The following is a 21472-nucleotide window of genomic DNA, read 5'->3' on the forward strand; positions in this document are numbered from 1 at the left end:
AGTGATCGAGAGAATCCTGCCGTCGCGGGTGGTCGTGGAGGAGGCGTTCTCCGATCCGCCTCACGCCACCCTCTTCCCTGCCGAGGAGGAGCTGGTCCGCAACAGCGTGGAGGTCCGGCGCAGGGAGTTCACCACGGTGCGCCACTGCGCCCGCCGCGCGCTCGGTGCGCTGGGCGTCGCTCCCGCGCCCATACTCAAGGGCGAACGCGGTGCCCCCGTCTGGCCGCCGGCCACCGTCGGGAGCATGACCCACTGCGCGGGCTACCGAGCCGCCGCGGTGGCGCGCCGTGCGGATGTCCGCACCATCGGCATAGACGCCGAACCGCACGCGCCACTGCCCGACGACGTGCACGACAGCGTCGCACTCGCCACGGAACAGCGGCGGGAACGCGAACTGCGCGAGCGGCACCCCGGGATCCACTGGGACCGGCTGCTGTTCAGCGCGAAGGAGAGCGTCTACAAGACGTGGTTTCCGCTCACCCATCGATGGCTGGGCTTCGAGCAGGCCGACATCGTGCTTCGTCCGGACGGTTCCTTCAACGTGGAACTGCTGGTCTCCGCCGAGGAGTTGGTGGCACGGGCGGATGTCGTGCCGGGATCCGCCCCGGGATCCGCCCCGGGCACCGCGCCGCAGGCCGAACGGGGAGCGGCCTGCGACACGCAGGCGCGGCCGTCGGCCACGGTGCCGGTGGTCCCCAGGGAATTGCGGGGACGCTGGCTGGTCGCGGACGGCCTGCTGGCGACCGCGATCGTCATCGAGAACGCGCCGGACACCCCGTAGCGATCCGGACACCTGGAGCGCGGCGGGCCGACAGGGGCGCCCAGTCGTCAAGAGGTGCCCGGTGAGCAGGGGCCGAGGTCGGCAGAGGGCGCCAGTGCCCCGTGGTCAGGGGGCCGAGGGCGGCAGGGGGGTATGACCGTTGTCGTCGCACTCTCGTGCGGGCCCGGGCCCGGCCGTAGTCTCTGCTCGCATGAGCGATGATCACAGGAACGAAGGCCGCATGCGGGCGCGTGAGGCGGGTATCCCGCTGACGGGTGAGCCGGGGCGGTGGAATGCCATCACGGACGTTCCGGGCGTCGAGGTCGGCTATGTCACCCTCGTCGAGGGCGACGACGTGCGCACCGGGGTGACGGCGCTCCTGCCGCGCGGCCGGGGCGGCGTGGGCACCCCGTGCGCGGCGGGCTGGCACTCGTTCAACGGCAACGGAGAGATGACCGGCACGGCCTGGATCGAGGAGAGCGGCTCGCTCGCCGTCCCGGTGCTCATCACCAACACGTACGCGGTGGGCCCGGTGCACCGGGGCGTGGTCGAGTGGGTGCGCGCCAACTGCCGTGGGATGGCACCGGAATGGCTGCTGCCGGTGGTGACGGAGACGTGGGACGGCCACCTGAACGACATCCACGGCACGGCGGTGCGGGAGCATCACGCGGGAGCCGCGATCGACGCGGCGGCCTCCGGTCCCGTCGAGGAGGGGTGCGTCGGCGGCGGCACGGGCATGCGCTGCTATGGCTTCAAGGGCGGCTCGGGGACGGCGTCGCGAGTGGTCCGCTACGGCTCCGACCGCTACACCGTGGGCGCGTTCGTGCAGGCGAACTTCGGCGCACGTCGCGAACTGGTGGTGGCGGGCGTGCCGGTGGGGCGCGAACTGCCCGGTCCGGCCACGGCGTCCGAGCCGGTTCCGGCGGCCGGTCCGGCCACGACACCTGCCGCCGGTCCGGCCACGACACCTGCCACAGGCCCGGCATCCGCCGCTGGACCGGCGGTCGCCGAGGAGCGCCCGGTGCCGCCTGGCGCGGGCTCGGTGATCGTGGTGCTGGCGACCGACGCGCCGCTGTTGCCCGGGCAGTGCAAGGCGCTGGCGCGGCGGGCGACGCTGGGGCTGGGCCGTACCGGAACCACCGGCAGCCATTTCTCCGGGGACCTCTTCCTGGCCTTCTCCACGGCCAACCCGACCGCGTTGACCAGCACGTTCCCCGAGGACGACGGCAGCGCGCCGTACGAGTCGATGCGTTTCGTGCCGTGGGGGCGGATGGATCCCTTCTACGGAGCGGTGGTCGAATCGGTGGAGGAGGCGGTGCTCAACGCACTCACCGGCGCACACTCGACGACCGGACGGGCCGGCCACCACGTGCCGGCGCTTCCGCTGGACCGGGTGACCGAACTGGTGGCGGACCGGACGCGCTGACGCGGCACGCCGGGCCGGTCCCGGCCCGGCGTTCGGGGGAGTTGCCGGGGCGTACGGGCGGTCGACGCGGGGGTCACTGGTCTCGTACAGGTTCGTCGGCCATACTGCCCGCCGTGGAGCAGCGCATAGATCCGAACACCCAGCCCGGGTACGCCGCGGGGACAGACCCGGCGTACATCCCCGGCCTCACGGCCCCCGTCACCGCCGGGAAGCCGGAACCGGACCGACGACAGCAGGAACAGGAGCAGGGGCGGGGACAGGGGGAGGGACCGGAGCCCGGCGCGATCGCCGTCGACGACGCCCCCGCCGAGGCGGAGCCCCAGTCCGGGTCCAAGGCCGAGGCCGACGGTACGGCGGACGGCGGGGAAGCCGACGGGAAGGAGAAGAAGGGCCGACGGCCCAAGGACGGACCGGTGTTCGAGGTGAGCGACCGCCGCGGAGCGATCACCGTGAACCACGAGGGCATCCGGTTCCGGCTGGACGACCAGGAGGCCGAATTCGACTGGGACGAGATCGGGGCGGTCGAGGTGAAGACCCCTCGGTTCGGCCGCCGGTTCACCGTCACGGTCCACGTGTCGACACGCCGATGGTTCAACGCCGAGGTCGAGGCGTCTGCCAGGAGCGACCTCAAGCGGTGGGCGGAACAGCTCGACGCGGCCCTCGACGCCTACTTCGAGGAGTCCTGAGACGACGGCGCCCCTGAGGGGCCGGAACGCACACCGGCCCCTCACGGACGCGGAACCCGCCCGTCACCGGCGGGCATTCGACGCGCCGGGAGCGGTCGGAGACCGCCCCGATGCCCGCGTGCCCCGCGGAACACATCGAGCAGGTGCGGCCACGCCCGTGCCCCGAGCGCGGCGTCCGCAGCCGGCGAACCCCCGTAGAGGAAATGCGCGGAATCCGGTGCCGGCCCCTCGCCGGGGAAGCGCGGGCGGTGGCCGGCGTCCAGGGCGCTGATCAACCGCACGGGCAGCCCCGCGGCCCTGCGCCGGTCGGCCAGCTCCTCCGCGTAGGGGAGCGAGGGCCACATCGCGTCGTCCCCGCCCGCGACGAGCAGGAGGTCGGCCGGGGACGTGGGGCGGCACCTGAGGGGTTTTGGCGGTGGTCTCCCGCGTGCGCGCGCCCGGAGCACCGAAGGTGTGCTCGACGATGTCCACCGGCGGTCAGTCGTCGGTGAGCACGACGGAGCGGGTGAGGTGGCGCGGGCTGTCGGGGTCCAGGCCGCGGGCCGCCGCGCGGGCGATCGCCAGGCGCTGTACGCGCACCAGGTCGGCCAGCGGGTCCAGGTCGCTCTCCACCCAGCGGGCGCCGGTCGCGAGCAGTTGCTGCGACAGGCCCTCGGGCGCGGTGCCGAACATCCAGGTCGCGGTGGTGTCGGTGGCGATGCTGATGGGACCGTGACGGTATTCCATCGCCGGGTACGACTCGGTCCAGGAGAGCGACGCCTCCTTCATCTTGAGGGCGGCCTCGTTGGCGAGGCCCACCGTCCAGCCCCGGCCGAGGAACGTGAACTGGGTGCAGTCCAGCAGGCCCTCGGGCAGCGGCTCCGTCAGCGCCGTCTCGGCGTCGCGCGCCACGGCGTCGGTGTGCAGGCCGAGGTGGGCGCGGAACAGGGTGAGCGCGGTGGTGGCGAACCGGGTCTGAACCACGGACTTCTCGTCCGCGAAGTCCAGGACGACGACGTCGTCGGCGCAGGTCATGACGGGGGTGTCGGGGTCGGCGGTGACAGCCACGGTGCGGGTGACGCCGCGGAGGCGGCCGAGCAGGTCCAGGACCTCGGTCGTGGTGCCCGAGCGCGTGAGTGCGACGACCCGGTCGTACGCGCGCCCGATGGGGAACTCCGAGGCGGCGAAGGCGTCGGACTCGCCCTGCCCGGCCCCCTCGCGGAGCGCGGCGTACGCCTGGGCCATGTAGAACGAGGTGCCGCAGCCGACGATCGCGACACGCTCACCGGCGACGGGCAGAACGCCCGCCCGGGACTCGGCCAGTTCGGCGGCCAGTTCGGCGGCGCGGCACCAGCACTCCGGCTGACTGGCTGTCTCGATCTCGACAAAAGGCACGTTATGCACTCCGAACTCGTAAAATGATGCTGAATGATGCTCGTACGTGCACGCTATAGGTGTGATACGAGCATTCTCAAGCATGCGTGGTGCGGAATGCTTGAGCGGTCAGAGCCTTGTGCGACGCTTGCGCAATCCGGTGACCGTACCCACGGGGATGGGTGCCCGAAGCCCGGGATCGTGAGGAGAGTTCTCTTGTCCAGGGAAGCCCGGTGGAACGCGCTGCTGGAACTCGTCGGGAAGAACGGCCGGGTGGAGGTCGAGGACGCCGCGGCCACGCTGGACGTCTCGGCCGCGACCATCCGCCGCGACCTGGACCAGCTCGCCGAGCAGCAGCTGCTGACGCGTACCCGGGGCGGCGCGGTCGCGCACGGGGTCGGTTACGAACTGGCCCTGCGCTACAAGGCCGGGCGGTACGCCCCCGAGAAGCAGGCCATCGGCCGGGCCGTCTCCGAGCTGGTTGCGGTGGGCGAGGTGGTGGGGCTGACCGGTGGCACGACGCTGACCGAGGTGGCCCGTTCGCTGGCGGTGCGCCCCGACGTCGTCGGTGACAGCGCGGCCGGGATGGGCGGGCAGCCGGCGCTCACCGTCGTCACCAACGCACTCAACATCGCCAATGAGTTGGTCATCCGGCCGCAGATCAAGATGGTGGTGACCGGTGGCGTGGCCAGGCCGCAGTCGTACGAACTGACGGGACCGCTGGCCAGTGGCGTGCTGGGGGAGATCACCCTGGACGTCGCCGTGCTGGGCGTCAACGCGATCGACACCGGGCGTGGCACCTACGTCCACCACGAGGGCGAGGCCAGCATCAACCGGCTGCTCGCCCAGCAGGCGCAGCGGGTGGTCGTGGCGGCCGACTCCTCCAAGATCGGCAAGCGGGCATTCGCCCGGGTCTGCGACCTCGGGCAGGTCGACTTCCTCGTCACGGACAAGGGGATCACGCCCGAAGCCACGGCCAGGTTCACGGAGGCCGGAGTCACCGTCCTGGCCGTCTGACCCTTTTCGCGGTCCGCGCCGGTCGCCCGAACGGCGGGCCGCCGCCTTCCCGGGGCGGCCCTGCCGTACGCGTACGCCGTGCGAGGCGGCGGGGTGCTGCGGGCGGAAGGGGCGCACGGGCCATGCCCGGGCGGGACAAGGGGCATCGGGTGGTGTGCCAGTGAACTCGTATGGAGACACCCATGTTGGCAAATGCTCGATATGGCGGAGGAAAGAGCAACTCTTGCCATCCGGGTGACTCTTGCCATGCAGGATGCGCACGCGAGGGCGGTGTGCCGTGCGAGGTGCCGGGCCTCGATCCGGAGCCGATCGCGTACGTGGAACGCGGCCAGGTCCGCCGAGGCGCGCCTCGGGCCACTCTCGACGGGTCCGGGGCCGACGGGCCGCGGAGCGCTGCTCCGGCCTTCCGGCGAGGCGTCGGTCACATCGTCGACCGCATCGCCGGGTCGGCCGACCGCACCGCCGGCTCGCCGCCGGAGGCGTCGAAGCGGCTGTTTTTGGTCATGCTCGGTGGGTAGTCGACGTCATCGGGTTTGGCGACCGCCCGGAGCTGCTTCGCCATGATGAGTGAGGACTCCGGGGGAGTCGACGGCATTCGCCCGCTATGGGGCGTACGGAGATTCGGAGTGTCGGTCTCTCAGGGTCACCGAACGGTCACCATCGGAGGTTGGTGTGATCGATTTCACGCCAATGGGGAACGTTATTGGCCGACTTCGAACGCATGGCCGGATCGCGGTCGGCATAATCGCGTCCATGTCGATCACGGGTGGAGACGTCGTTGAGCTGGGGCGGGGCCTGTACGCATGGCTGCCGCCGAAGCGGGGCTGGGGGCTGGCGAACTGCGGTCTGCTCGTCTCGCCCCGCGGCGCGCTCTGGATCGACACCCCGTACGACACGGCGCTCGCCGGCCAGTTCCTGGCCGAGTCGACCCAGCGGCTGCCCGACGGTGTCTCCATCGACCGGGTGATCGTCACCCACGCGAACGGTGACCACTTCTGGGGCGCGGGTGTGCTTCCCGACGCGGAGATCATCGCGACCCGTGAGGCCCGCGACCACATCCATGACGAGCTCACGCCGCAGCAGCAGCACGCGCTCGTCACCGCTGGGGACCGGGAGTCCCCTCTCGGGGCCTACCTCGCGCGCCACTTCGGCCCGTTCGACTGGTCGCGGACCGAGCCCGTGCATCCGACCACGTACTTCACCGGCGAGCTGGAACTGACCCTTGGGGAGTACCCGGTCCGGCTCACCGCCCTGCCCTCCGCCCACACCACCGGCGACCTGATGGTCCATCTGCCCGAGCAGAAGGCCGTGTTCAGCGGGGACGTCATCTTCTCCTCCACCTCGGCCCGGCCCGGTGACCACGCGGTGCACTGGGCGGGGCCGCTCGGCAACGTGATCGCGGCCTGCGAAAAGGTCCTGGCCACGGGCGCCGAGACCATCGTGCCGGGACACGGGCCGGTGCTCGACCGGGCCGGCGTGCGCGAGCACATCGTGTACCTGGAGTACGTGCGCGAGCGCGCCCATGCCTTCCACACCGCGGGTGTCCCCGCCCTGGAGGCGGCCCGCCGGGTCATCGGCGAGGGCCGCTACCCGGAACTCGGGCTCCCCGAGCGGCTGGTGGTAACTATCGGCAGCGAGTACCGGCAGCTCGACGGCTCCGAACTGCCCGGAGTGCTTCAGGTGATGACCGATGTCGCCGTCATCGCCCGGGAAGTGGAGCAGTCCCGCGAGTCGATGGGTACCGCCGAGCCGTGAGCAGAGTCGCCGCAGCCGCTTTTGCCGGACACCGGTCCGGGTCGTTGGGCGCCCGGCCCGGCCGAAGACCCACGTGGCCGACGCCCGGTCCGACTACAGGGATGTGGTGACGGCATGGGATGGATCGTGGCAGTGATCGCCGCCTTCGTGGCGGTGGCGGCGGCTGTCCGCGTGCAGAACGCGGCGCGTTCGGAGAGCCTGGCGCTGGCGCGCGCCGAGGTGGCCGAACGGCAGGCGAAGGCCGCCGAGGCCCGTACCGCCGCCCTCACCGAGGAGATCCGGCAGTTGGCCCGCCAGCGCATACCCGTCGCCGCGCTCGCCCTCTCCCACCCCACGGCACCGGTCCCCGGGCTCAAGGAGCCGGCCGAGATCGACGGCGAGGCCGCCCGGCTGCTCGCCGAGGCCGTGCAGGCCGCCTGCGCGGTGGTCGTCGAGGAGCGCGGCCGGGTCGACGCCGCCGCCCGCGCGGCGATGCGGGGCACCTCCGCGAAGATCCAGTCCCTGCTCAACCAGTCCCAGCAGCTTCTGCACGAGCTCCAGCACGAATACGACGACCCGCGGATCCTCCAACTCGACTTCCGCAACGAACTGGCGTTGCGTCGCACCCAGGCCACCGCCGTGCTGTGCGACGCCTGGCCGGGGCTCGCCCGCCAGAACTCGCCACTGGTCGAGATCGTGCTCGGTGCCCAGTCCCGCGTCGCGGGCTACGAACGGATCAAGGTCGCCAACCATCTGCGCGACGAACGGCTCGCACTCGTCGCCCGTGCCGCCGAACCCCTCGCCATCGCGCTCGCCGAACTGCTGGCCAACGCCACGGCGTACTCGCATCCCGACACCGACGTGCAGGTGACCATCCAGCAGAGCGGAGGGCGCGGTGCGTTCCTGGTCGTCGACGACGGCGGCATCGGCATGGACGACGACCAGCTCGAAAGGGCCCGCGGGCTGCTGGCCGGCCGGTCCGAGGTGCTCCTGACCGAGTTGGGCGATCCGCCCAGGACCGGCTTCGCCGTCGTCGGCCGGCTCGTGGCGCAGTACGGCTTCGACTGCCGCATCGAGGCGTCGCCGTTCGGCGGCATGCGGACGATGCTGCGCGTTCCCGCCCACCTGCTGACCGTGCTGGAGGACGGCCACAGCCTGTCCGCGCTCGCCCCGGCGCCGATCGGTTCCCACGGGCCTGCATCCGGCCCGGTACCGGCGTCCGGATCCGCCGTCTCTCCGGCTGTCGCCGCGCTTTCCGGTTCCACGGCGCCTTCCGGTTCCCCGGAGTCCTCCGGTTCCGCGGCCGGCCACGTGACCGCCGCCACGGCCTCCGCCTCCGCCGCCGCGCCCGCCGAGTCCTCCGCCTCCGGGCAGGCCCCCGCCCCCGCCCCTCAGCCCGCGCCCGTCGCGCAGTCCGGTACCGGGCAGCCCACCGGGCTCCCCACCCGGCGCCGGCGCTCCCCGAGGCCGGCCCCGGCCCGTTCCGAGACGGCGGCGGCCACCCGGGACCGCGAAAGCGTCTCCCGTACACCGGAGCAGGCGGGGGCTTCCTGGGCGGCACTCCAACAGGGCACCCTCAACGGCAGGAGCTCGACCGGACGGGCCGCCGACGCACCCGCACCGGACGGCCGAGTCCGCCACCGCACCGACGACGAGCACAGCCACCACGATGACGAGCCCCGCCGCGACGGCCAGGACGACCAAGGAGACGAGACGTGAGCGCCCCCACCCCCACCACCGGTGACCTCGCCTGGGTGCTGACCCCCCTGCTGGAACTCCCCGGGGTCCAGCACGCCGTGGTCGCCACCGGTGACGGCCTCGTCGAGGGCGCGTCGCCCGGCCTCGACCGGGCCTCGGGCGAGCGGGTCGCCGCCATGACCGCCACGCTGCACGCCGCGGCCCGCGCGTTCACCACCGCCTTCACCGACGTCCAGTCACCGCACCTGGCACAGACGGTCGTCGAGTCCGACCAGGGCTTCGCCATCGTCGTACCGGCCGGGAACAACACCACGCTCGCCTTGTTCGCGGAGCCCGGGGCCAAGCTCGGCGACATCGCGTACCAGATGCAGGTGCAGGTCAGCGCACTGAACCGGGCGATGAACTCGCCCGCCCGCCGACCGGACACCACCGACCGGCCATGACCGCCGGCCGAGGACGCCGCCTGATCCCCGCCTACCTGGTCACCGGCGGCCGGACCCGGCCCGCCGGGCCCGCACTCGACCGGCTCGCCGTACTCGTGCGCACCGACACGGACCTGCCCCCGGACACCGGCTCCGAGCAGCGCAGACTCTGCGAACTGCTGGCACCGGGCGCGCTCACCGTCGTCGAATGCGCCGCCCACCTGGACCTGCCGGTCAGCGCGACCGTCTTCTTGGCCACGGATCTCGCGGCCGCCGGACATCTGCACACCCGACCGCCCATCCCCAGCGCCGGGGAGATCGACCGGTCACTCGTCGAGAGGCTGCTCGTTGGACTCCGCTCCCTCCACTGACCGCGCGGGCGTCGGCTATCTGCCGCCCGCCGCCCGGACCCTGATGAAGATCGTTGTCACGGGTCCGTTCGGCGTGGGCAAGACCACGCTGATCCGGACGCTGTCGGAGATCGCCACGCTCCACACCGAAGAGACGATGACCCAGTCCAGCACCCGGTTCGACGACACCGCGGGTCTGCCGGACAAGACCACGACCACCGTGGCCGTCGACTTCGGCCGGCTCACCGTTCTCGACGACCTGGTGCTCTACCTGTTCGGTACGCCGGGGCAGCAACGGTTCTTCCCGCTCTGGGAGGACATCGCGCGCGGCGCGCTGGGCGCACTCGTCCTGGTCGACACCCGCAGGCTCGCCGACTCCTTCGCGGTCATGGACATGGTCGAGGAACAGGGGCTGCCGTACGCCGTCGCCGTCAACCGCTTCCCCGACGCCCCCGCCCACGGCGACGAGGTCCTGCGGGGGCACCTCGACCTCGCCCCCGAGACCCCACTGGTGCAGTGCGACGCCCGCGAACGCAGCGGCAGCATCGACGCGCTGATCGCGCTGGCCGAGCACGTGCTGACCCGACTGCCCCGGCCCGAGGATCCGTCATGACACCGTTCGTACAGCCGCCGCAGCCCCTCGCGCTGCACGGCCCGGACTTCGCCGCCGATCCGCAGGGCCACTACCGGCGGCTGCGCGAGCACGGACCCCTCGCCCCCGTCCGGCTCGCCCCCGGCATCGACGCGCTCCTGGTCATCGACTACCAGGCCGCCGTCGACCTGCTGCGCGACACGCAGACCTTCACCAAGGACCCGCGAGCGTGGCAGGCCACCGTCCCCGATGACTCACCGGTGCTGCCGATGCTCGGCTACCGGCCCACCGCGCTGTTCAGCGACGGCGAGGTGCACGCCCGCTACCGCGAGACCATCAACGACAGCCTCGCCCTGATCGAGCCGCACGACCTGCGGGTCGAGGTGGCCCGGTTCGCCCGACGCCTGATCGGCGAGTTCGCCGCCACCGGCAGCGGCGACCTGATCGCCCAGTACGCCCGACGGCTTCCGCTGCACCTCTTCATGACCTGGTTCGGCGTGCCTTCGGGCGACGCCGATCGCGTCGTCGACGGCATCGCCGGAATGTTCAACTCCGCAGAGAACGCCGCCACCGCGTACGCCGACCTCGTACGCGTCGTCACCGACCTGGTCGCCGCCCGGCGTGCCCGGCCGGGCCGCGACCTGACCTCGTACCTCCTCGCCCATCCGAAGGGCCTCGACGATGACGAGACGGTGCGTCAGATCACCCTGCTCATGAGCGCCGGTCACGATCCGACGACCAATCTGATCGGCAACGCCCTGCTGCACATGCTCACCGACGCCCGTTACGCGCGTTCGCTGCACGGCGGCGCGATGACGGCGTACGAGGCGATCGACGAGGTTCTCTGGCAGAATCCGCCGCTGGCCAACTTCTCGGCCCACTACCCGCGCCACGACACGGAGTTCCACGGCGTCCGGCTGCGCGCCGGACAACTGGTCCTGGTGTCCTACGCCGCGGCCAACACCCAGTCCGTGCCCGGCTTCTCGGCCCCCGGCACCCGCTCCGGATCCAGCGCCCACCTGGCCTGGTCGGCCGGTCCGCACCGGTGCCCGGCGCAGCAGCCGGCGCTGCTCATCGCGATGACCGCCATCGAGCAACTCACCGGCCAGTTGTGCGATGTGGAGTTGAGTGTTCCGGTCGATGGGCTGGAGTGGCGGCCGGGACCCTTCCACCGTGCCCTGGTGAGGCTTCCGGTACGTTTCACTCCTGTCGACATGAACGCGGCCACGGAGCCGACGGACGCGGCCATGAGGCCGAACGACGCCGCCGACGTCGCGCACGACCTCGGGCGGGGCGGCGCGAACGACCTCACGCGGGAAGGCCCGCCGGCGGCGTCGATCGGCCCGTGAACCGTGTCGGTAGTACGCCGAACGGGTGAGGGGCGAGAGAATTGCCCGATGAACAGCGGGCGCAGCGGGCGCAACGCCGACCGAAGCACAGACGGGGTGGTCCGGTGAGCAGGTATGACAGGTACGACGTCACGGACGAGCAGTGGGAGGGGCTTGCCCAGGTCGTGCCTCTGCGCAGCCGCAACGAGTGGCCGTCGCGGGTCGATCACCGCACGGTGCCCGACGAGATCCCGGAAGCCGAACAGCGGCGCCTCGTCGTGATCCGGGTCCAGGTCTTCGCGGACGCGCGCGAGGTCGCGGAATACCTGGTCGCGCAGGTTCCGGTGCTGCTCGACCTGACCAGTGCCGAGACGGACGTGGCCAAGCGCATCCTGGACTTCACCAGCGGGGTCGTCTTCGGGCTCGGCAGCGGGATGCACCGGGTCGACCGGAACGTCTTCCTGCTGTCACCGGTCGGCATGGAGGTCGAGGGAGCCGCGGCGGCGGGCCTCCCGGGCTCGTAGGGGAGTCGGCCTTTGGGGGCGCGGAGGGAGGACGGCTCCGATGTGCGGGGGCGGTCGGCCGGGCGACGGTCGCGTGGCAGGTGGGGCGAGGTGGGGTGGGGTGGTTCGGGGTGTGGTGGTTCGGGGTGTGTCGGGGTGGGGCGGTTCGAACGAGGTGAGTTCCCTCGATCGGGGGAATAGTGACCGGGCAGGGTTGCCACGGTGGACGTAGCCCGATCGTAGGAAGGTCGGGCAGGCGGAACGATTCTGCATTTCGCGGTCTGCATACCGTCCGCCCATGACTGCACTCCGCCCGGGGGTCATCACCCCGCCGCCCGCCTCCGGTACGCCGGCGCCCGATGCCGCCGCAGGGGCGCCCGGTGGCGAGGGTGTCCGCGCCCGTACCGGCCCCGTCGTGCAGGCCGACGCGGACGCCGGTCCCGTGGTGTCGACGGTCGTGGGTGCTGGTCCTGCCGTGTCGGTCGTTGCGGGTGCGCCGGATTCCGTCGTGCCGGCCGCCGCGGGTGCGCCGGACTCCGTCGGCTCCGTTCGTTCCACCGAGCGCGTGCGTTCCATCGAGCGCCTGCGTTCCACCGGGTCCCTCGGTTCCGTCGGAACCCCTCGATCCGCCGGCTGCGTCCGGTCCGCCGGGCCGGTGGTCACCGAACTGCGCCTCTCCGCCTTCGCCGCGCACCGGGGCGCCACGTTCCCCATCGGCCCCGTCACGCTCTTCACCGGTCCCGGCGGCAGCGGTAAGTCGAGCGTCCTGCGGGCGTACGAGGCGCTGGCCCGGCTGGCCGGCGGGGAACCGCTCGACCAGGTGTTCCCGGATCCGGAGGGCTGCGTACCGGAGGGCGCCGCGGCCGATGCGCAGGGCCGCCGAGGATTCCGGATCGGCTGCACGACGGACGGCCCGGCGGGGCCGGTGCGGCTCGACGTCGCCGTCCAGGCGGAACCCACGCTCCGTGTCGTCGGTGAACGCCTCACCGGCGGCGGTGAGACGCTGCTCACCACCGCCCTGCGCGACCCGGGCCGTTCAATGGTCCAGGCGGCCTGGCACACGGCGGGCACGGCCCCGGTCACCCGGGCGCCGCTGCCCGACGACAGGCTCGGAACGGCCCTGTTGCCCCTGCGGGTGGCGGGCAGGACCGAGGGGCAGTTACGAGTCCTGGCCGCCGCGGAACAGACGATCGTGGCCCTCCGCTCCGTCTTCTCCTGCGAACCGCGGCCCTCGCGGATGCGCGCCCCGGTCCCGGCAGGCGACGACCGGCTGCGCCGGGGCTGCGACAACCTCGCGGCAGTGCTGGAGCGCACGTACACGCGGTGCGTCCGCCGCCACGCCCGTCTGGTCGCGGCGGCACGCGCCGGCTGTGCGCGGCCGGTCACCACGCTGAGTGCCGAACGATCGACGGACGGGCTGGTGCGCGCCACGGTCGGACGCGACGGCGGGGGCAGCACACCGCTCGGCCGGCTCGGCGACAGCGAGCTGAGGTACCTCGCGCACGCGCTGGTACTGCTCATCGGCCCAGGAGTGCTGGCGGTGGATGCCGTCGGGGAGGTGCCGTCGGCCCTGCAGACTCTCACCGTGCTGGCCGACGGACTCGACCGCGACCTGGACGGACGGCAGTTGGGCGGGCTGCTGGATCTCGCGGTCTCGGCCGGCGCGACCGGGCGCATCGGGCTCGTGGGTACGGTCACGGAACGGGGGGCCGCCGGGGCCAGGGAGACGCCCGGGGTGACGGTGGTAGACCTGTAGCGGTGACAGAACTTGACGTACGGGCCCTGCAGCGACGACTGGCCGCGTTCGCGGCCGCGCGGGACTGGGAGCGGTACCACACCCCGAAGAACCTGGCGATCGCGCTGAGCGTCGAGGCGTCGGAACTGATGGAGATCTTCCAGTGGCTGACGCCGGAGGAGTCGGCGCGGGTGATGGAGAGCCCCGGCACGGCGCACCGGGTGGCGGACGAGGTCGCGGACGTCCTCGCGTATCTGCTGCAGTTGTGCGAGGTGCTGGGCGTCGACGCGCTGACGGCGCTGTCGGAGAAGATCGACCGGAATGAGATCAGATTTCCGATTCCGGAGTGTCCCGAGGCCGCCGAATCACAGGATCGTCACTCTTCGGAGTGATCAACTTATCCACAGTTGGATTCCTGTCCACAGATTTCCGAATTCCTCTGGCTTTTCGGTGCGGGTGCCCTCACTGTGGGTAATGGATGAGTTGAGCGGCTTTTCGTACGGACGGGGTAACGCGTGGAAGCGGAGCGGCTTGTTGGAGTCAGTAGGCGTGCGCTGGCGCAGAGCCGGGGCACGCCGGACATCATCGCCGAGGCGTGGCAGGCCCAGGCGCTCGCCCAGGCGATCGGCAGCCGACTGGCTGCGGAGGGGCCGAAGGAGTTACGGGGAGAGGCGCGCGGGCTCAGCGAGATCGGCGGCAGGAGCGGGGGACCGCTGGACCATCCGGCGGCGCGGGCGCAGGTGGCCCGGGCTGTCCAGTTGTCCGAACTGGCCGAACCCCGGGCGACGTTGACGGGACTGGGGGCGCTGCTGGGGGAGGTGGGGATGGCCTTGGTCGGGGTGGCCTGCGAGACCGATGAGCAGGCGCTCTACTGGCAGTGCATGGAGGCGATCGACGCGGCCGACGAGTCGATGGACCGGGTGCACGAAATGCTGCGGCGCCTGGACGAGCACGAGCGTGAACGACAACAGGCTCTGGAGCGCGGCCGGGAGCGGGACGGACCGTACGGGGCGGCGGGCGGAGCGGCCGTATCGATGAAGGGCCAACCGTGATCGACGTGATCGATGGCCGTCCGTGATCAGCGGGGCGACCGTCGTCGACGGGCAGCCGTGAGGGCGGGGCCGTCCGTGATCGGGGGGACGTGCGTGGTCGGCGGAAAGGGGCGGCGGGACAGCACCCGATGCCGGGAGCAGTGGATGGTGCGACTGCGGTGAAGCGGGGACATGGGGCATGCGCGGGAACGGTGGTCCTGGCACGTGCGGTGGAAGGATGGAGGAGCGACCGGCGTCCGGAGGTGCAGGATGGATGCATGGATCTTCGAATCTTCACCGAGCCCCAGCAAGGGGCCGGCTACGACACCCTGCTCACCGTCGCCAAGGCGGCCGAGGACCTCGGCTTCGACGCGTTCTATCGTTCCGACCACTACCTCCGCATGGGGCCGGGCGACGGGCTGCCCGGTCCGACCGACGCGTGGATCACCCTGGCCGGGCTGGCGCGCGAGACCAAGCGGATCCGCCTCGGCACACTCATGACGGCCGGGACCTTCCGACTGCCCGGTGTGCTCGCCATCCAGGTCGCGCAGGTCGATCAGATGTCGGGCGGGCGTGTCGAGCTCGGGCTCGGCGCGGGCTGGTTCGAGGAGGAGCACAGGGCCTATGGCATTCCGTTTCCCAAGAAGAAGTTCGGCAGGTTGGAGGAGCAACTGGAGATCGTCACCGGACTGTGGGCGACGGAGGTCGGCCAGACGTTCAGCTTCGACGGTACGTACTACCAACTGACCGAATCGCCCGCGCTGCCCAAGCCCGCACAGGCCAAGGTGCCGATCCTGGTCGGTGGCCACGGAGCGACGCGTACGCCGCGGCTGGCAGCTCGGTACGCGGACGAGTTCAACATCCCCTTCGCGTCGCTGGAGGACAGCGAGAAGCAGTTCGGCCGGGTCAGGGAGGCGGCACGAGCGGTCGATCGCGACCCCGACGACCTGGTGTACTCCAACGCCCTGGTCGTCTGCGTCGGCAAGAACGACGCGGAAGTGGCGCGCCGTGCCTCCGCCATCGGCCGTGAGGTGGCGGAGCTGAAGGCGAACGGGCTCGCGGGCTCGCCCGCCGAGGTGGTCGACAAGATCGGCAGGTACGGAGCGATCGGGTCGTCCCGCATCTACCTCCAGGTGCTGGACCTGGAGGACCTGGAGCACCTGGAGCTGATCTCGTCCCAGGTCCAGCCCCAGCTCGGCTGAGCCGACCGGTGGCTCGTCACCGCCCGGCCGGAGAGCGGACCGGGGGCGAGCGGACCGGACGCGGGGGCGGCTCGCATTCGACCCGCGAGGCATCGATCCCGGCCGCAGGGATCGACCCTTGCCGGACTCGGGGGTTCGGCGGGCCGGGCGAGCCGCCCCGACATGGACCCGCCGGTCCGGGACCGGACCGGGCGGATCCGACCAGGGCCCGTCGGCTCCGGCCCGCGGGCGGGCCCGGGCGCCGTCGAGGCTCGGGTGGTGGGGTCGGGCCGAGGGGAGGAGGTCCGGTTCATGAAGGAGGTCACCGTGCAATCCGTCCGACGGCCGGTCGAGGGGGCGCCCGCCCGCGCCCTCGCCGACGCGCTCTCCCAGGGGATGGTCCTGCTCGACGGCGGTCTGTCCAACCAACTGGAGGCCCAGGGCTGCGACCTGTCCGACGCGCTGTGGTCGGCCCGGCTGCTGGCGGATGGGCCGGAGCAGATCGTCGCGGCGCACACGGCCTATGTGCGGGCGGGCGCGCAGGTGCTCATCACGGCGAGCTACCAGGCGTCCTTCGAGGGCTTCGAGCGGCGAGGAATCGGACGGTCCGGGGCGGCAGAGCTGTTCGCCCGCAGCGTTCGCCTCGCGCGGCGGGCCGCGGCCGGTACCGAGCGGGAGATCTGGATCGCCGCCTCGATCGGTCCATATGGCGCGATGCTGGCGGACGGCAGTGAGTACCGGGGCCGTTACGGGCTCTCGGTCCGGGAGCTGGAGCGGTTCCACCGGCCCCGGGCCGAGGCACTCGCCGAGTCCGGGCCCGATGTGCTGGCGCTGGAGACGGTGCCGGACGTCGACGAGGCCGAGGCGTTGCTGCGCGCGGTGAAGGGGTGCGGCCTGCCCGTCTGGCTCTCGTACAGCGTCGCGGGGGACCGGACCAGGGCGGGGCAGCCGCTGGAGACGGCCTTCGCCCTGGCCGCGGGGAGCGACCAGGTCCTTGCCGTGGGGGTGAACTGCTGTGATCCGGAGGACGCGGACCGGGCGATACGGGTGGCGGCCGAGACGGCCGGGAAGCCGGTCGTCGTCTATCCCAACAGCGGTGAGCGGTGGGACACCCGGAGCCGGGGCTGGACGGGAGGCGCCACGTTCGATCCGGGGAAGGCACGGGCCTGGTGGGACGCGGGAGCCCGGCTGGTGGGCGGGTGCTGCCGGGTCGGACCGGCCGCCGTCGCGGAGCTGGCCGGGATGATCGACGCCGACGCCGGGCGTGTGGAAAGGGGGAACGACCAGGAAGGACAGCAGTGTTGAGGGCATCTCAAAATGCTTGGTGGCGGGCGAGTGGACCGGACCATACTCGGACGTGTGTTCCTGACGATCAGTACCACCGGCGACCTGGAACGTCCCGCGACCGACCTCGGCTTTCTGCTGCACAAGCACCCCGACAAGGCGCAGACGTTCTCCACTTCCCATGGCACGGCGCACGTCTTCTACCCCGAGGCGTCCGCCGAGCGGTGCACCGCGGCGCTCCTCCTGGAGGTGGATCCGGTGGCCCTGGTGCGTCGGGGCAAGGGGAAGGGTGCTCAAGCGCATCGCCCGCAACGCGCGCGATGGTCAACCGGACCTCTGCGACGGCTGTTACCAGGGCCCCGAGGTGACCTGCTCGATCTGCAGCCGGGTCCGCCCCTGCACCAGCCGCGACGAGCAAGGCCAGCCGATCTGCGCCAACTGCTACCGGCGTCACCGCACCGGCGAGCCATGCGCCCGCTGCGGTCAGACCAAGCCGGTCAACACCCGATGGCCGATCGGGCCGGTCTGCCAGGTCTGCTACACCGCCGTGCTCCGATCCCCTGCCGAGTGCCCCCGCTGCGGCACAGTCCAGCCACTGATCGCGCGGGACGAAAACGGCACTGGCGTCTGCGGACCCTGCGTCGGCTTCGCCGCCGACCACAACTGCCGCCGGTGCGGCCGGGCCGGTAACCCCCACAGCCGCGGCCGATGCGCTCACTGCGTACTCGCCGAGCGGGTCAACGCCCTGTTGGCCGGGCCTGACGGCACGGTCGCCCCGCAGATGGAGCCGCTCGCGGCCGCGCTGGCGTCCGTCCCCTCGCCGTTCCCCGCCATCCAGTGGGTCAAAGAGAGCCCGAACACCAAGCTCCTCGCCCGGCTCGCGGCCGAAGGCCAGGCCCTGAGCCACGAGCTGCTGGACGAGCTCCCGCCCAGCCGGAACCAGCGCTACATCCGCCAACTCCTCGTACACACCGGCGTGTTGCACGAGCGGCATGAGGACCTCGAACGCATCCCCGGCTGGCTGGAGCACGAGCTCAAGGACAAGCCGGACGCCCACGCCAACCTCGCCCGCCCGTTCCTGCACTGGTTCCTGCTCCGGCGAGCACGCCAACGGGCCGCCTACCGCCACCATCCCGCCTCCGCCGACCGCGACCTGCGGCGCCGCGTCAGCGTCGTCCTGGACTTCCTGGCCTGGATGGACCAACGCGGCCTGGTCCTCGCCGACCTCGCCCAGGAGCACATCGACGACTGGATCGCCGGTGCCACCAGCCAACGGCGCTACCTGATCCGTTACTTCCTGAAATGGACTACAAGCCGTCGGCTCACCCGCGAGCTGACCGTCCCCTCCATCCCGAGCCAGGAGCCCCAGAACCTGCTCGACGAGGACGACCGATGGCCGCTCCTTCAGCGCTGCTTGACCGACGATGCCCTGCCTACGGACGTCCGGACTGCCGGCGCGATCACCCTGCTGTTCGGCCCGTCCACCGAACGCCTCTGCCATCTGACACCCGAGCACCTCAAGTTCGGCAACAAGCAAGCCCACCTGGTCCTGGGCCGACACCCCGTCCTGCTGCCTCCACGACTCGCCGAACTCCTGCGGCAACTCGCCGAACAACCCCAGTTGCGGCCGCAGCTCTCGCGAGTTCACTCAGGCCCTCGGTGGCTCTTCCCGGGCATGGTCCCGGGAAAGCCGATCTCGACGCATGGCATGACCCAGAAACTCAACCGGCACGGTGTCCCGGTTCGCACCGCCCGCAACGCGGCACTGGCCGCCCTCGCCGCTGATCTCCCCAGCCCGATCCTCGCCGACGTGACCGGGATGCACCGCCACACCGCACTCCGCTGGGTCGCCCACGCCAGACGCGACTGGGCCGAGTACCTCGCCGCCCGAGCCGAGGATAAATCCGGAGACATCACTCCAGCCGCCGACTAGCCTCGCGAGGTTGTTCTTCGCGCATTCAGGAGGAGACCATCATGACCCAGCCGTTCCCGCCCATCGAACCGTACGCGCACGGTCTCCTCGATGTCGGCGACGGAAACCAGATCTACTGGGAGACCAGCGGGAACCCCCATGGGAAGGCGGCTCTGTGCGTGCACGGCGGGCCCGGCAGCGGGGGCGTCGTGGCAGTCGCAAGATGTTCGATCCCGAGGTCTACCGGATCGTCCTGTTCGATCAGCGTGGGTGCGGTGAGAGCCGGCCTCACGCCTCCGACCGGTCCGTCAGCCTCGATGCCAACACCACCGACCATCTCATCGCCGACATGGAGCGGCTCCGCGAGCACCTGGGAATCGAGCGCTGGCTCCTTTACGGGGGCTCCTGGGGCTCGACGCTGATCCTTGCCTACGCCGAGCGCTACCCAGAGCGGGTCTCCGAGGTCGTCATCGTCGGCGTCACCATGACCCGGCCGGAGGAGACCGACTGGCTCTACCACGGCGTCGGCCGCCTGCTGCCCGGCCCCTGGGAGACATTCCGCGACGCGCTGCCGGAGGCAGACCGAGGTGGCCACGCCTCGCGGTGAGGTGCGGCTGCCGACCGCTGCTCTTGAAAAGACGTGGCTGTCGGGCAGTCGTGATGCGAAAATCAGTCCGCAACTTGATCCACATCCGCGTCCCGGAGGTCCGCATGGACATCGCCTCGCTGCTGCCGTTGACCACGTCCCGGTTGTCGCTGCGTCTGTTCACTCCCGGCGACGCCGACGACCTGTACGCCTACCAGAGCCTGCCGAGCGTGGCGCGCTACTTGTACCGGCCGGCGCACACGCGTGAGCGCAGCGAGCAGGTTGCCGCCGAGCGCGCGGCGCAGACGGCCTGGCGCGCCGACGGGGACAAGCTGGCGCTCGCTGTCTGCCGACGCGATGAGCCCGGCGTCCTTGGAGAGGTGAGCCTCACCCTGGCCGATGCCCGCGCCGCCCAGGCCGAGATCGGCTGGACTCTCGACCCAGGTCACCAGGGGCACGGCTACGCGACCGAGGCGGCCGCGGCGCTGGCCGGGTTTGCCTTCGACACGCTGGGCGTGCACCGGCTCTACGCACGGCTGGATGTGGAGAACACCGGGTCTGTGCGGGTCTGTGAGCGCCTCGGGATGCGCCGGGAGGCGCACCTGGTCGAGAACGACCTCGACGGGGATCGCTGGGGCAGCGAGTACATCTACGCGGCGCTGTCCGCGGATCTTGGCAGTCGATCAGGCGATTGAGCCCGACGCTGTCATACCTCCACGAACGCGCCGGCGGGAAAATCGACAGCCTCTCCCGGCTGGTCCGCCAGGCAGCACTCGATGCGATCATGGATGGCAGCGAACGCATCACCAAAGCGTCCCTCGAGGCCATCCAGTTCGACCACCTCGCCGAGGAACGCAAGCCCCTGCCGCTGGGGTAATTGGGTGTGCGGACGGGGCCGTTGGTGGACTATGCAGAGATGACCAACTCCTTGTTCGCCGCTTCGGCGGCGGATCTGACGATCGAGCGCATCCGTGCCCTCGCCGCGCGGTCGGACCAGGTGGAGAGCCTGACGCTGGAGTTCAAGCGAGAGTACTCCTACGGCCTGGTGAAGACCATCGCAGCGATGGTCAACACCTACGGCGGCACGATCCTGGTGGGCATCAACGACAAGGCCGAGCCGGGCACAGAGCGCGTCGTCGGCGTCGACGCCCAGAAGACGATCGACCAGATCGCCAGCACTTGCAGCGAGAAGCTCGACCCGCCCTGGGAGCCGACCTTCTTTACCGTCCCGTTTGACGACAACTCCGGGCGCAGCGTGGTGGTCGTCCGAGTGAATCCCAACGCCGCCCCCCGACCCCTGCTGATAGACCTTAATACTGCAATCACAGTTATGGGGTCTGGCCTCGGCGTTTGTAGTGGCTGTGACGAGCGCGGGTCTGGCTGAGTCGTCTCCACCATGACCAGTGCAGATGGTGCGTCGGCGTGAGGTGTTGTGGCCGCAGGATGAGTCCGATCAGGCGGCGTATCTCTGCGACGGACAACGGGATCAGGCGGGTTTGTCCAAGATCGTTGCCCCCTTTGACAGTTCCTGGGCGCGGATGGCGGTCAGTGCGGCGAGTGCGGCCATGGACAGGGTGATGTGCCGGTACCAGGCGTCGTAGCGGCGGACCTGGTAGTGGTCCAGGCCGCACTCGTTCTTCGCGGCCTGGAAACATTCCTCGACCTGCCAGCGGGCTCCCGCCACCCGGGCCAGGTCCCTCAGCCGGGTGCCCACCGGGCCGTAGCAGACGTAGTAGGCGATCTCGGTGGGATCGGTGGGACTGCGGCGGGCCAGCACCCAGTGCGTCGGATGTCGTATTCCGAGAGCCCATCGAGCTTCCACAACAGAGCGTCACGCCCGTCTTGCAGGTAACGGAGAAGGTCCGCTTTCGGAT

Annotated in this window: 23 protein-coding genes and 3 pseudogenes; 22 read left to right on the top strand and 4 right to left on the bottom strand. The window is 71.2% G+C overall.

The genetic code is table 11. The annotated features are described in order from the left end of the window. The first annotated feature begins 1 nt into the window (after position 1). The 3 genes from ACGF2V_RS04675 (at position 2) to ACGF2V_RS04685 (ending at position 2872) form a co-directional block, all read left to right on the top strand. A complete protein-coding gene (locus ACGF2V_RS04675; RefSeq protein ID WP_362705614.1) occupies positions 2-781 on the top strand; it encodes a 4'-phosphopantetheinyl transferase superfamily protein in 780 nt (259 codons plus the stop codon). A gap of 220 nt (positions 782-1001) precedes the next feature. Then, positions 1002-2186 carry a P1 family peptidase gene (locus tag ACGF2V_RS04680; protein WP_362705701.1) on the top strand — a complete coding sequence of 395 codons (1185 nt, stop codon included), beginning with the start codon at positions 1002-1004 and terminating at the stop codon, positions 2184-2186. 113 nt (positions 2187-2299) lie between these two features. Next, entirely contained in the window at positions 2300-2872 is a 573-nt protein-coding gene (locus ACGF2V_RS04685) for a hypothetical protein (protein ID WP_362705612.1), read from the top strand. Positions 2873-2913: 41 nt separating this feature from the next. Here the strand turns inward: ACGF2V_RS04685 and ACGF2V_RS04690 are convergent, their stop codons facing one another. Both ACGF2V_RS04690 and ACGF2V_RS04695 read right to left on the bottom strand, forming a co-directional pair. Continuing rightward, complete coding sequence (locus ACGF2V_RS04690) at positions 2914-3318, bottom strand: acyl-CoA thioester hydrolase/BAAT C-terminal domain-containing protein (protein WP_362705609.1); 405 nt, start codon at positions 3316-3318, stop codon at positions 2914-2916. 31 nt (positions 3319-3349) lie between these two features. Further along, positions 3350-4246: a sugar isomerase gene (locus tag ACGF2V_RS04695; protein WP_362705606.1), complete on the bottom strand. Its 897-nt coding sequence runs from the start codon at positions 4244-4246 to the stop codon at positions 3350-3352. A gap of 195 nt (positions 4247-4441) precedes the next feature. Between ACGF2V_RS04695 and ACGF2V_RS04700 the strand changes: the two genes are divergently transcribed. Next, positions 4442-5242 (top strand): DeoR/GlpR family DNA-binding transcription regulator, encoded by an 801-nt coding sequence (locus ACGF2V_RS04700; RefSeq protein WP_362705603.1) that lies wholly within the window; start codon positions 4442-4444, stop codon positions 5240-5242. Between the two features lie 421 nt (positions 5243-5663). Here ACGF2V_RS04700 and ACGF2V_RS04705 read toward each other — a convergent pair whose 3' ends face one another. Continuing rightward, positions 5664-5804, bottom strand: a complete 141-nt coding sequence (locus ACGF2V_RS04705) for a hypothetical protein (protein ID WP_362617695.1) — start codon at positions 5802-5804, stop codon at positions 5664-5666. A 191-nt stretch (positions 5805-5995) separates the two neighbouring features. On the opposite strand from ACGF2V_RS04705, the gene ACGF2V_RS04710 reads away from it, so the two are divergent. The 18 genes and pseudogenes from ACGF2V_RS04710 (at position 5996) to ACGF2V_RS04795 (ending at position 20982) form a co-directional block, all read left to right on the top strand. Beyond that, entirely contained in the window at positions 5996-6997 is a 1002-nt protein-coding gene (locus ACGF2V_RS04710) for an MBL fold metallo-hydrolase (RefSeq protein WP_362617692.1), read from the top strand. 114 nt (positions 6998-7111) lie between these two features. Next, positions 7112-8695, top strand: coding sequence for an ATP-binding protein (locus ACGF2V_RS04715; protein WP_362705601.1), 1584 nt, complete (start codon positions 7112-7114; stop codon positions 8693-8695). Beyond that, entirely contained in the window at positions 8692-9117 is a 426-nt protein-coding gene (locus ACGF2V_RS04720; RefSeq protein ID WP_362617687.1) for a roadblock/LC7 domain-containing protein, read from the top strand. The genes ACGF2V_RS04715 and ACGF2V_RS04720 overlap by 4 nt, the downstream gene beginning before the upstream one ends. Further along, positions 9114-9467, top strand: a complete 354-nt coding sequence (locus ACGF2V_RS04725) for a DUF742 domain-containing protein (RefSeq protein WP_362705598.1) — start codon at positions 9114-9116, stop codon at positions 9465-9467. The genes ACGF2V_RS04720 and ACGF2V_RS04725 overlap by 4 nt, the downstream gene beginning before the upstream one ends. Then, the gene (locus ACGF2V_RS04730; RefSeq protein WP_362705595.1) at positions 9445-10059 is read left to right on the top strand and encodes an ATP/GTP-binding protein; all 615 of its coding nucleotides are present in this window, start codon (positions 9445-9447) and stop codon (positions 10057-10059) included. Before ACGF2V_RS04725 ends, ACGF2V_RS04730 begins: the two co-directional genes overlap by 23 nt. Beyond that, positions 10056-11387, top strand: a complete 1332-nt coding sequence (locus tag ACGF2V_RS04735; protein ID WP_362705593.1) for a cytochrome P450 — start codon at positions 10056-10058, stop codon at positions 11385-11387. The genes ACGF2V_RS04730 and ACGF2V_RS04735 overlap by 4 nt, the downstream gene beginning before the upstream one ends. Before the next feature lie 104 nt (positions 11388-11491). Then, positions 11492-11890, top strand: a complete 399-nt coding sequence (locus ACGF2V_RS04740) for a cell division protein SepF (protein ID WP_073785031.1) — start codon at positions 11492-11494, stop codon at positions 11888-11890. Between the two features lie 277 nt (positions 11891-12167). Next, the gene (locus tag ACGF2V_RS04745; protein ID WP_362705590.1) at positions 12168-13625 is read left to right on the top strand and encodes an ATP-binding protein; all 1458 of its coding nucleotides are present in this window, start codon (positions 12168-12170) and stop codon (positions 13623-13625) included. A gap of 2 nt (positions 13626-13627) precedes the next feature. Further along, a complete protein-coding gene (locus ACGF2V_RS04750; RefSeq protein WP_362617670.1) occupies positions 13628-13996 on the top strand; it encodes a nucleotide pyrophosphohydrolase in 369 nt (122 codons plus the stop codon). Between the two features lie 123 nt (positions 13997-14119). Further along, on the top strand, positions 14120-14656 hold the full coding sequence (locus ACGF2V_RS04755; RefSeq protein WP_362617666.1) for a DUF6099 family protein: 537 nt from the start codon (positions 14120-14122) through the stop codon (positions 14654-14656). 257 nt (positions 14657-14913) lie between these two features. Beyond that, a complete protein-coding gene (locus tag ACGF2V_RS04760; RefSeq protein ID WP_362705587.1) occupies positions 14914-15837 on the top strand; it encodes an LLM class F420-dependent oxidoreductase in 924 nt (307 codons plus the stop codon). 291 nt (positions 15838-16128) lie between these two features. After that, the gene (mmuM, locus tag ACGF2V_RS04765; RefSeq protein ID WP_362705585.1) at positions 16129-17121 is read left to right on the top strand and encodes a homocysteine S-methyltransferase; all 993 of its coding nucleotides are present in this window, start codon (positions 16129-16131) and stop codon (positions 17119-17121) included. Between the two features lie 12 nt (positions 17122-17133). Continuing rightward, positions 17134-17391, top strand: a pseudogene (locus ACGF2V_RS04770) (3' terminal RNA ribose 2'-O-methyltransferase Hen1); the annotation flags it as partial. Next, positions 17390-19033: a hypothetical protein gene (locus ACGF2V_RS04775; RefSeq protein ID WP_362705709.1), complete on the top strand. Its 1644-nt coding sequence runs from the start codon at positions 17390-17392 to the stop codon at positions 19031-19033. The pseudogene ACGF2V_RS04770 and the gene ACGF2V_RS04775, both read left to right, overlap by 2 nt. 41 nt (positions 19034-19074) lie before the next feature. Beyond that, positions 19075-19604: pseudogene (locus ACGF2V_RS04780) on the top strand (alpha/beta fold hydrolase); the annotation flags it as partial. A 119-nt stretch (positions 19605-19723) separates the two neighbouring features. After that, complete coding sequence (locus ACGF2V_RS04785; protein ID WP_362705582.1) at positions 19724-20293, top strand: GNAT family N-acetyltransferase; 570 nt, start codon at positions 19724-19726, stop codon at positions 20291-20293. Further along, positions 20290-20475 (top strand): hypothetical protein, encoded by a 186-nt coding sequence (locus ACGF2V_RS04790; RefSeq protein ID WP_362705579.1) that lies wholly within the window; start codon positions 20290-20292, stop codon positions 20473-20475. Before ACGF2V_RS04785 ends, ACGF2V_RS04790 begins: the two co-directional genes overlap by 4 nt. Positions 20476-20514: 39 nt before the next feature. Next, positions 20515-20982, top strand: coding sequence for an ATP-binding protein (locus tag ACGF2V_RS04795; protein ID WP_362705576.1), 468 nt, complete (start codon positions 20515-20517; stop codon positions 20980-20982). A gap of 102 nt (positions 20983-21084) precedes the next feature. Here the strand turns inward: ACGF2V_RS04795 and ACGF2V_RS04800 are convergent. Further along, a pseudogene (locus ACGF2V_RS04800) lies at positions 21085-21426 on the bottom strand (IS701 family transposase); the annotation flags it as partial. Between the last annotated feature and the right edge of the window lie 46 nt (positions 21427-21472).

Source organism: Streptomyces sp. NPDC047982 (genome assembly GCF_043204165.1).
Taxonomy (GTDB): Bacteria; Actinomycetota; Actinomycetes; order Streptomycetales; family Streptomycetaceae; genus Streptomyces.

What these genes read in the sequence shown, in the direction of transcription:
- ACGF2V_RS04680 (WP_362705701.1), top strand. Translation starts at nt 1,002, where the DNA reads ATGCGGGCGCGTGAGGCGGGTATCCCGCTGACGGGTGAGCCGGGGCGG.
- ACGF2V_RS04745 (WP_362705590.1), top strand. Translation starts at nt 12,168, where the DNA reads ATGACTGCACTCCGCCCGGGGGTCATCACCCCGCCGCCCGCCTCCGGT.
- ACGF2V_RS04705 (WP_362617695.1), bottom strand. Translation starts at nt 5,804, where the DNA reads ATGGCGAAGCAGCTCCGGGCGGTCGCCAAACCCGATGACGTCGACTAC.
- ACGF2V_RS04725 (WP_362705598.1), top strand. Translation starts at nt 9,114, where the DNA reads ATGACCGCCGGCCGAGGACGCCGCCTGATCCCCGCCTACCTGGTCACC.
- ACGF2V_RS04760 (WP_362705587.1), top strand. Translation starts at nt 14,914, where the DNA reads ATGGATCTTCGAATCTTCACCGAGCCCCAGCAAGGGGCCGGCTACGAC.
- ACGF2V_RS04715 (WP_362705601.1), top strand. Translation starts at nt 7,112, where the DNA reads ATGGGATGGATCGTGGCAGTGATCGCCGCCTTCGTGGCGGTGGCGGCG.
- ACGF2V_RS04785 (WP_362705582.1), top strand. Translation starts at nt 19,724, where the DNA reads ATGGACATCGCCTCGCTGCTGCCGTTGACCACGTCCCGGTTGTCGCTG.
- ACGF2V_RS04735 (WP_362705593.1), top strand. Translation starts at nt 10,056, where the DNA reads ATGACACCGTTCGTACAGCCGCCGCAGCCCCTCGCGCTGCACGGCCCG.
- ACGF2V_RS04710 (WP_362617692.1), top strand. Translation starts at nt 5,996, where the DNA reads ATGTCGATCACGGGTGGAGACGTCGTTGAGCTGGGGCGGGGCCTGTAC.
- mmuM (WP_362705585.1), top strand. Translation starts at nt 16,129, where the DNA reads ATGAAGGAGGTCACCGTGCAATCCGTCCGACGGCCGGTCGAGGGGGCG.
- ACGF2V_RS04795 (WP_362705576.1), top strand. Translation starts at nt 20,515, where the DNA reads ATGACCAACTCCTTGTTCGCCGCTTCGGCGGCGGATCTGACGATCGAG.